Source organism: Falsiroseomonas oryzae (assembly GCF_027856955.1).
In the GTDB taxonomy this organism is placed as follows: Bacteria; Pseudomonadota; Alphaproteobacteria; order Acetobacterales; family Acetobacteraceae; genus Falsiroseomonas; species Falsiroseomonas oryzae.
On record NZ_JAPSMD010000199.1, the window covers coordinates 1 to 9,782 of the forward strand.

Here is a 9,782-nt window from a genome sequence, read left to right on the forward strand (position 1 = left end):
CGCGTCGCCCATCGCGCCGCCGCCCGGCCGGTGCCAGGCCACGTCGGGCAACCCGTCCGCGCCGGCCGCGCCGGTCAAGGGCGCCGCATGCGTCAGCGCCGGATGCGCGAGGCGGGCCGCGACCAGCCGGCGCGTGAAGCCGAGCAGCCCCGCATCCGCGCCCTGCCAGTCGAACCAGCTCGTCGCATTGTCCTGCGCGTAGGCGTTGTTGTTGCCGCCCTGGCTGCGTCCGCACTCGTCGCCCATGCCGAGCATCGGCGTGCCGCGCGCGAGCAGCAGCGTGGCCAGCAGCGCGCGCATGTCGGCCTGCCGTCGCGCGATCACCGCCGCATCGTCGCTCGGCCCCTCCACCTCGTTGTTCCAGGCGTGGTTGGCGTCCGTGCCGTCGCGGTTGTCCTCGCCATTGGCGTGGTTGCGCTTGGCCGTGAAGCTGACGAGGTCGGCCAGGGTGAAGCCGTCATGCGCGGCGACGTAGTTCACGCTGTCGGTCAGCGGCCGCGCGCGGAACGCATCCGCCGAGCCCGCCAGCCGCGTCGCCAGCGCACCGACCATGCCGGGATCGCCACGCCAGAAGCGCCGGGCATCGTCGCGGAAGCGGTCGTTCCACTCGCCCCAGCCCGCCGGGAACTGCCCGAGCCGATAGCCCTCCGCGCCGATGTCCCAGGGTTCCGCGACGATCAGCAGGTCGCGCAGCACGGGATCCTGGCGCATCGCCTGGATCAGTGGCGCATCCGCATCGAAGCCGCCGTCGCGTCGTGCCAGCGTGGTCGCGAGGTCGAGCCGGAAGCCGTTGAGTCCCGCGCCCTCCGCCCAGCTTCGCAGCGCATCCATCGCCAGCCTCAGGCCCCAGGGGCGGTCCAGCGCCAGCGTGTTGCCGCAGCCCGCATCGTCCAGGTGGCGGCCGTCGCGCATCCGGTAGAACGCCGCCTCGCCCAGGCCACGCAGCGACAGCGTGGGCCCCAGCGCATCGCCCTCGCCGCTGTGGTTCAGCACGACGTCGAGGATCACCTCGAGCCCCGCCTCCTGCAGCGCCGAGACGGCGGCGCGCACCTCCGCCATGCCGCCGGGCGCGAGCCGCGGGTCGGGCGCCAGCCACGCGACGGGGTTGTAGCCCCAGTAGTTGGTCAGCCCGAGCGGCGGGAGGTGCCGCTCGTCCACCCAGGCCGCGGCGGGCATCAGCTCCACCGTGGTGACGCCGAGCGCGACGAGATGCGCGACGGCCGCCGGATGGCCAAGGCCCGCGAAGGTGCCGCGGATCGCCGCCGGTATGGCCGGGTGGCGGGCGGTGAAGCCCTTCACATGCAACTCATAGATCACGCGCGGCCGCGGCGCGGCGACGCGGCGCGGCGCCGCAGGCAGGGCAGGGGCCAGCACCGCCTTCGGCACGAAGGGCGCGCTGTCCGCCGTATCGGGCGCGTCGCTGGTGTCGAACAGCGCGGGATGCAGCGCGAAGGGCCGGTCCAGTGCGCGCGCCCAGGGATCCACCAGCAGCTTCGCCGGGTTGAAGCGCAGCCCGCGCGCCGGGTCCCACGGCCCTTCGGCGCGCAGCCCATAGCGCGCGCCGGCGGCGAGTCCGGCGACGGCGCCGTGATGCACCGCGCCGGTGCGCCCGGGCAGGCGGATGCGGGCGATCTCGCGGTCCTGCGCATCGAAGATGCAGACATGCACCGCGGTCGCATCCGGCGCGGGGACGGCGAAGTTCGCGCCGTCCTCCGTCAGTCGCGCCCCGAGCGGCTCCGGCCGGCCGGCCGAAGCCTCAGCCGGCATCGGCCACCATCTCCCGGTAGAGCGCCGCGTAGCGCGCCGCCGAGCGCGACCAGGACACGTCGGTGGCCAGAGCATTCGCCTGGAGCCGGCGCCAGGCCGCGCGGTCGCGCCACACCCGCGCGACGCGCAGCATCGTGGCCGCCAGCATCTCCTGCGTCACCGGCGCGAAGTGGAAGCCGGTGCCGATGCCGGCGGCGAGCGCCATCTCGTTGGCGTCCACGACGCTGTCCACCAGCCCGCCGACATGCGCCACCAGCGGTAGCGCGCCGTAGCGCAGCGCCGCCATCTGCGCCAGGCCGCAGGGCTCGAAGCGGCTGGGCACCAGGACCACGTCCGCGCCGCCATAGACCAGCCGCGCCAACGCCTCGTCGAAGCCGATCACCGCGCCGACGCGGCCGGGATGCGCGGCGGCGGCACCGCGGCAGCCTTCCTCCAGCCCCCATTCGCCGGTGCCCAGCACGGCGAGCTGCGCGCCTTCGCCCAGCAGCGTCGGCAGCGCGCCGAGCAGCATGTCCACGCCCTTCTGCCATGCCAGCCGCCCGACGAAGCCGAACAGCAGCGCGTCCGGATCGGGTGCTAGGCCCATGCGCGCCTGCAGCGCCGCCTTGTTCGCCGCGCGCGGCGACGGATCGGCGGCACTGAAGCGGGCAGCCAGGCGCTTGTCGCGCGACGGATCGAAATCCGCCGTGTCCAGCCCGTTCAGGATGCCGGAGACATGCCCGCCGCGCCCGCGCAGCAACCCGTCCAGCCCCATGCCCAGCGCCGGCGTGCCGATCTCCGCCGCATAGGTGGGGGAGACGGTGGTGATGCGGTCGGCATACCACAGCCCGGCCTTCAGGAAGCCGACCGTGCCGTAGTATTCGACGCCCTGCACCGACAGCGCCTCCGCCGGCAGGCCGAGGCGGGGGAACAGCGACAGCGGGAATTTCCCCTGGAAGGCCAGGTTGTGCACGGTGAACATCGCCGGCACGCGACGCCCCGGCGCGAAGCGCAGATAGGCCGGCACCAGCCCCGCCTGCCAGTCATGCGCATGCACCGCATCGAAGCCGCCGGCGCCGACGAGGATCGCTGCCGCCGCGCCGAGTGCCGCGAACCGGATCCCGTTGTCCTCCCACTCGCCGCCATGCGGCGCGAGATACGGATTGCCCGGCCGGTCGAAGAGATGCGGCGCCTCCAGCACCGCCAGGTCCAGCCCCGCCGCCGTGCCGCGCAGCAGCCGCGCGGGGCCGCCGAACAGGTCGCCGATCCGGCGCAGCGTGCTGCCTTCGCCGATCGCCTGCATCACCGCGGGATAGCCGGGCAGCAACGTGGTGACCTGCACGTCCTGCGGCGCCAGCGCCGCCGGCAGCGCGCCCGCCACGTCGGCCAGCCCGCCAGTCTTGACCAGCGGCGCGCATTCCGACGCGACCGCGAGCACGCGCAGCGTCATGCCAGCTTGTCGAGCATCGGCTGGGTGATCAGGCAGATGCCCTTCTCGGTGCGGCGGAAGCGCTTGGCGTCGGCCTCCGCATCCTCGCCCACGACCAGCCCCTCCGGGATGCGCACGCCGCGGTCCACGACCACGTTGCGCAGCCGCGCGCCGCGGCCGACATCGACATAGGGCAGCAGCACCGCGCCCTCGACGCGCGCGAAGGAATGCATGTGCACGCCCGTGTGCAGCAGCGACCGCCGCGCGCTGGCCCCCGAGAGGATGCAGCCGCCGGAGACGAGCGAGGAGATCGCCTCGCCCCGCCGTCCTTCCAGGTCGTGCACGAACTTCGCCGGCGGGGTGATCTCGGCATAGGTCCAGATCGGCCAGTCGCGGTCGAACAGGTCGAGCTCCGGCACGATGTCGGTCAGATCGATATTGGCTTCCCAATAGGCGTCCACCGTGCCGACGTCGCGCCAATAGGGCATCGCCTCCGCCGAGGAGCGGACACAGGATGCCTCGAAGCGATGCGCCACCGCCTTCCCGTTCTTCACGAGCCAGGGGATGATGTCGCGCCCGAAGTCGCGTTGCGTGCCCGGCGTGGCGGCGTCGCGCTTCAGCTGGTCGAACAGCAGCTTCGTCTCGAAGACGTAGATGCCCATGGAGGCCAGCGCCATGTCCTCCCGCCCCGGGATGCCGGGCGGGTCGGCTGGCTTCTCCATGAACTCCACGATGCGATCCTGCGCGTCCACATGCATCACGCCGAAGCCGCGCGCTTCCAGCCGCGGCACGGCGATGCAGCCCACCGTCACGTCGGCGCCGCTTTCGACGTGCTGCGCCAGCATGTGCTCGTAGTCCATCTTGTAGATGTGGTCGCCGGCCAGGATGACGATGTGGCGCGGCGCGTGGTCGGCGACGATGTCGATGTTCTGGAACACCGCATCCGCCGTGCCCTCGTACCACGCCGTCTCGCTGGTGCGCTGGCTGGCGGGCAGGATGTCGAAGGTCTCGTTCCGCTCCGGCCGCAGGAAGTTCCAGCCGCGCTGCAGGTGACGGATCAGGCTGTGCGCCTTGTACTGCGTGGCCACCGCCACGCGCCGGATGCCGGAATTGATCGCGTTCGACAGCGCGAAGTCGATGATCCGGGTCTTGCCGCCGAAGAACACCGCCGGCTTGGCGCGCCGGTCGGTCAACTCCATCAGCCGCGAACCGCGTCCGCCGGCCAGCACGAAGGCCATGGCCGTCCGCGCCAGCGGCGCGCCAGACGTCTCGGAGCTACGCGCCATCCTCCGCCTCCCCAGGCTTTCCGGCATCATCGGCCACCAGCCACAGCGTTGCCAATGGCGGCAGCATCACCACGGCCGAGGCCGGGAAGCCGCGATGCGGTACCGGCTCCGCCTCCACCGCGCCCAGATTGCCCAGGCCGGCCCCCCCATAGCAGGCCGCATCGGTGTTCAGCGCCTCCCGCCAGCGCCCGGCCTGTGGCAGGCCGATCCGTACGCCCTCGCGCGGGATCGGGGTGAAGTTGCTCAGCACCGCCACGGGCGGATCGCCCGCCGCGCCGAAGCGCAGCCAGCTGAAGGTGCTGTTCTCCGCATCGTCGGCGTCGATCCAGCAGAACCCCCCGGGCTCGCAGTCGCGCGCGTGAAGCGCCGGCTGGTCGCGGTAGAGCGCGTTGAGGTCGCGCACCAGCGTCTGCACGCCGTGATGCGGCCCGAACTGCAGCAGGAACCAGTCGAGCTCCCGTGCCTCGGACCATTCGCGCCACTGCGCCAGCTCATTGCCCATGAACAGCAGCTTCTTGCCGGGATAGCCCCACATGAAGCCGTAATAGGCGCGCAGCGTCGCGAAGCGTTCCCAGTCGTCCACGCTGCGTCCCTGCGGGATGCGGCCGAGCAGCGAGCCCTTGCCGTGCACCACCTCGTCATGGCTCAGCGGCAGCACGAAATCCTCGGTGAAGGCGTACATGATGCCGAAGTTCATGAGCTGGTGGTGCCAGCGCCGGTGGACGGGGTCGAGCGCGAGGTAGCGCAGCGTGTCGTTCATCCAGCCCATGTTCCACTTGAAGCGGAACCCGAGCCCGCCATCGGCCGCGGGGCGCGTCACGCCGGGCCAGGCGGTCGCCTCCTCCGCCACCATCGCCGCGCCGGGATGCTCCTCCGCGACCAGCGCGTTCACGCGGCGCAGGAAGCCGATCGCCTCGCGGTTCTCGGTGCTGCCATCCTCGTTCGGCGCCCAGTCGCCGGGCGCGCGGCCATGGTCGAGCCACACCATGGCCGAGACCGCGTCCACCCGCAGCCCATCGGCATGGAAGCGGTCCAGCCAGTGCAGCGCGGAGGCGGCGAGGAAGGCTGCGACTTCCCGCCTTCCGTAGTCGAATACCGCCGTGCCCCATTCGCGATGCGCGCCGCGGCGCGGGTCCGCGTGCTCGTACAGCGGCTGTCCGTCGAAGCGGATCAGCCCGTGCGGGTCGCGCGGGAAATGCGCGGGCACCCAGTCCAGGATCACGCCGAGGCCCGCGCGATGCGCCGCATCCACGAAGCGCATCAGCCCGCGCGCGTCGCCCAGCCGCGCGGTGGGCGCGAACATGCCGATGGGCTGGTAGCCCCAGCTCTCGTCCAGCGGATGCTCCATCACCGGCATCAGCTCGAGATGCGTGAAGCCCATCCAGGCGGCATAGGGGATCAGCGATTCCGCCAGCTCGTCCCAGCTGTAGAAGCGCCCGTCCGGGTGCCGCCGCCAGGATGTCGCGTGGACCTCGTAGATCGAGACGGGCGCGCGGGCGGATTGCCGCGCCGGGCGTTCGGCCAGCCAGGCCGCGTCGTCCCAGGCGAAGCCCGCTTCCTCCGCGACGAGCGACGCAGTGGAGGGGCGCAGCTCCGCCGCCAGGCCGAAGGGGTCGGCCTTCCAGGGCTGCTCCTGCCCGTCCTGCGCCAGGATGGCGAATTTGTAGGGCTGGCCGGGCCCGATGCCGGGGATGAAGATCTCCCACAGGCCGGAATCCAGCCGCTTGCGCATGGGGTGGCGGCGGCGGTCCCAGTCGTTGAAGCCGGCCACCAGCGCGACGCGCGCGGCATTCGGCGCCCAGACCGCGAAGCGCACGCCCGCCGCGCCCTCATGCACCGTCGCATGCGCGCCGAGCCGTTCGTGCAGGCGGCGATGCGTGCCCTCCACCAGCAGGTGGTCGTCCAGCGGCCCGAGCGCCGGGCCGAAGCGATAGGGGTCGTCCAGCTCCCAGGCGCCGCCCGCGTTGCGCGGCGCCAGGCGGTAGGCGAGGGGGAGCGCCGCACCGGGCACCACTCCCTCGAAGAAGCCGGCATCGTCGCGGCGGTCCAGCGGCACGCGCGCGCCGTCGGCGGTGACGACGTCGAGGAACTCGGCATGCGGCACGAAGGCGCGCACCACGACATGTCCCGAGGGGACGCCCGGAACGGCATGCGGCCCGAGCAGCGCGAAGGGGTCCGCATGGCGCGCGGCCAGGAAGGCATCCACCGCCCCCTGCGGCGCGCGCCACGGTTCCATCAGCGCTGCACCGGCACGTTCCAGATCTCCTGCGCGTATTCCGCGATGGTGCGGTCGGAGGAGAACCAGCCCATGTTGGCGGTGTTCAGCACCGCAGAGCGGCCCCAGCCCGCCGGGTCGCGCCAGCGCGCGGCGACGCGGCGCTGCGCCGCGTAGTAGCTGTCGAAATCTGCCGCCACCATGAACCAGTCGGTGCCGCGCAGGTCCGCGACCAGGCCCTTGTAGCGATCCGGATCGTCGGGGGAGAAGACGCCGGCTTCGATCTGCTCCAGCGCCTCCTGCAGGCGGCGCGACTGCGCCACCGCGCGCTCGCCGCGCCAGCCCTCCCGCCGGTGCTGCTCCACCTGCTCCGTCGTCAGGCCGAAGATGAAGATGTTGTCCGCGCCGACATGCTCGGCGATCTCCACATTCGCCCCGTCCAGCGTGCCGATGGTCAGCGCACCGTTCAGCGCGAACTTCATGTTGCCGGTACCCGACGCCTCCATCCCCGCGGTCGAGATCTGCTCCGACAGGTCGGCCGCCGGCACGATCACCTCCGCCAGGGAGACGTTGTAGTTCGGCAGGAACACCAGCTTGAGGCGGTTGCGCACGGTCGGGTCGCTGTTCACCACGCGCGCCACGTCATGCGCCAGCTTGATGATCAGCTTGGCGCGGTGGTAGCTGGCGGCCGCCTTGCCCGACAGGATCTTCACCCGCGGCACCCAGTCCCGCGTCGGCTGGCTGCGGATCTCGTCGTAGAGCGCCACCGTCTCCAGCACGTTCAGCAGCTGGCGCTTGTACTCGTGGATCCGCTTGATCTGCACGTCGAAGATCGCGTCGGGATCCAGCCGCAGCTGCAGCCGGTCCTTCACCAGCGAAGCCAGCGCCTGCTTGTTGGCGCGCTTCACCGCGGCGAAGCGCTCGCGGAACGCGGCGTCGTCGGCCAGCGGCCGCAGCCGCTCCAGCGCCCGTTCGCTGTCCAGCACCTCCGGCCCGACGGCATCCACCAGCAGCCCCGTCAGGCCGGGGTTGGACTGGTGCAGCCAGCGGCGGAAGGTGATGCCATTGGTCTTGTTGGTGATGCGCCCCGGCGCGATCCGGTGGAAGTCCGCGAAGACCGTCTGCGTCAGCAGGTCGGAGTGCAGCGCGGAGACGCCGTTCACCTTGTGGCTGCCCACGAAGGCCAGGTGCCCCATGCGCACGCGCCGCCCGTGCCCTTCCTCGATCAGCGAGACGGAGGAGAGCAGCGCGTCGTCGCCGGGGAAGCGGCCGCGCACCTCGTCCAGGTGGAGGGCGTTGATCAGGTAGATCAGCTGCATGTGGCGCGGCAGCAGCCGTTCCATCAGCGGCACCGGCCAGCTTTCCAGCGCCTCCGGCAGCAGGGTGTGGTTGGTGTAGCTGATGGTGCCCCGCGTCGCCGCCCAGGCCTCATCCCAGGGGATGTCGTGCAGGTCCACCAGGATGCGCATCAGCTCCGCCACGGCGATGGCCGGATGCGTGTCGTTCATCTGCACCGCGACGCGGTCGGGCAGGGACCGCAGGTCGCCGAAGACGCGCAGGTGCCGCCGCACCAGGTCCTGCAGGGCGGCGGAGGTGAAGAAGTATTCCTGCCGCAGGCGCAACTCCTGCCCCGCCGGCGTCTCGTCCGAGGGGTAGAGCAGCTTGGAGATGCTCTCCGCCTTCACCGTGTCGGCCAACGCGCCGACATGGTCGCCGCGGTTGAAGGCATCGAGGCGCAGCGGATCGGCCGCGCGCGCCGACCACAGCCGCAGCGTGTTCACATGCCGGCCGCGCCAGCCGACGATCGGCGTGTCGTAGGCCACGGCCTGCACCGTCTCCGCCGGCTTCCAGACATGGCGCACCCGCGCCTCGCCGACCGACACCGCCTCCACCGTGCCGCCGAAGCCGATCTCGTGCGCGATCTCGGGCCGGGCGAACTCCCACGGATTGCCGTTGACCAGCCAGTCCTCCGGGTATTCGCGCTGCCAGCCGTCGCGGATGATCTGGCGGAACAGGCCGTGGTCGTAGCGGATGCCGTAGCCGAAGGCGGGGATGGCGAGGCTCGCCATGCTCTCCATGAAGCAGGCGGCCAGCCGCCCGAGACCGCCATTGCCCAGCGCCGCGTCGGGTTCCGCCTCACGCAGCTTCTCGGCATCCACGCCGAGGCCCGCCAGCGCCTCTGCCACGGGCCCGGTCAGGCCGAGGTTGGAGACGTTGTCGCGGAACAGCCGCCCGACCAGGAATTCCAGGCTGAGGTAGTACACCTGCTTCGCGCCGGACTGGTAGCTGGCGCGCGTCATGTCGATCCAGCGGTCCACCACGTGGTCGCGCACCGCCAGCGCCGCCGCCATGAACCAGTCGCGGTCGCGCGCGCCCAGCCGGCTCTTGCCCAGGTCGTAGGTCAGCTTCCGCACGATGGCCGCGCGCAGCGCTGTGGCATCCCGCGGCGGCGCGGACAGGCCGTCTCGCGGCTCGCCGGTCTCGGCGGGGGCGGTGTTCGGCGGCGTCGTGTCCATCAGGCGCTTGGTTCCCTTCGGCGCTGTCGGTGCCGGATCGTCCCTCGCCCGCGGGCGGCCTTGGTCCGGTGGCGGGCCCGAAGGCGACCGCTCCGGTCGGCGTCGAACGCGCCTTGCGGCCCTATGTGCCCGAGCCTTGCCGGGAAATGAAGCTTGGCGCGCGGCGGCGGCGCCGTCACGGCTCCGTCAGGCCGGCCAGCGCGGCCAGGCCCAGGAAGGCGGGCGCCGGGTGCGTCACCAGAGCCAGCGGCACCTCGGCCATCCAGCCCTGCATCGGCGCCTTCGCCTCGAACCGGGCCCTGAACGCGGCCGCGTCGATCCGGTCCGCCAGCCTCGGCAGGATCCCGCCGGCAAGGAACACGCCACCGCGCGCCCCCCAGGCCAAGGCCAGGTCGCCCGCGAAGCCTGCGAGGAAGCCCAGGAACAACTCCAGCGCCTCCGCCGCAATCGGGCAGTCGGCTGCCGCAGTGGTCACGCCGGCGGCGTCGCGGTCCGGCACGGCGACGCAGCGCAGCCCGGCGACGACGGCGTGCAGGTTCGCGAGGCCCCGGCCGGACAGCGCCTCCTCCGCGCCGGCCCGGCCGCAACGC

At 72.2% G+C, this 9,782-nt stretch carries 6 protein-coding genes; all 6 read right to left on the reverse strand.

The features are described 5' to 3' along the window. The coding region (glgX, locus tag OZN99_RS18050; RefSeq protein ID WP_270936656.1) for a glycogen debranching protein GlgX at positions 1–1,767 on the reverse strand (1,767 nt) is incomplete at its 3' end. After that, entirely contained in the window at positions 1,757–3,190 is a 1,434-nt protein-coding gene (glgA, locus tag OZN99_RS18055) for a glycogen synthase GlgA (protein WP_270936661.1), read from the reverse strand. The genes glgX and glgA, both read right to left, overlap by 11 nt. 2 nt (positions 3,191–3,192) lie before the next feature. Beyond that, entirely contained in the window at positions 3,193–4,461 is a 1,269-nt protein-coding gene (glgC, locus tag OZN99_RS18060) for a glucose-1-phosphate adenylyltransferase (RefSeq protein WP_270936657.1), read from the reverse strand. Beyond that, positions 4,451–6,697 carry a 1,4-alpha-glucan branching protein GlgB gene (gene glgB / locus OZN99_RS18065; protein ID WP_270936658.1) on the reverse strand — a complete coding sequence of 749 codons (2,247 nt, stop codon included), beginning with the start codon at positions 6,695–6,697 and terminating at the stop codon, positions 4,451–4,453. Before glgB ends, glgC begins: the two co-directional genes overlap by 11 nt. Beyond that, positions 6,697–9,192 carry a glycogen/starch/alpha-glucan phosphorylase gene (locus OZN99_RS18070; RefSeq protein WP_270936659.1) on the reverse strand — a complete coding sequence of 832 codons (2,496 nt, stop codon included), beginning with the start codon at positions 9,190–9,192 and terminating at the stop codon, positions 6,697–6,699. Before OZN99_RS18070 ends, glgB begins: the two co-directional genes overlap by 1 nt. A 175-nt stretch (positions 9,193–9,367) precedes the next feature. After that, positions 9,368–9,782: glucokinase (locus OZN99_RS18075; protein ID WP_270936660.1), on the reverse strand; the 415-nt coding region annotated here is incomplete at its 5' end.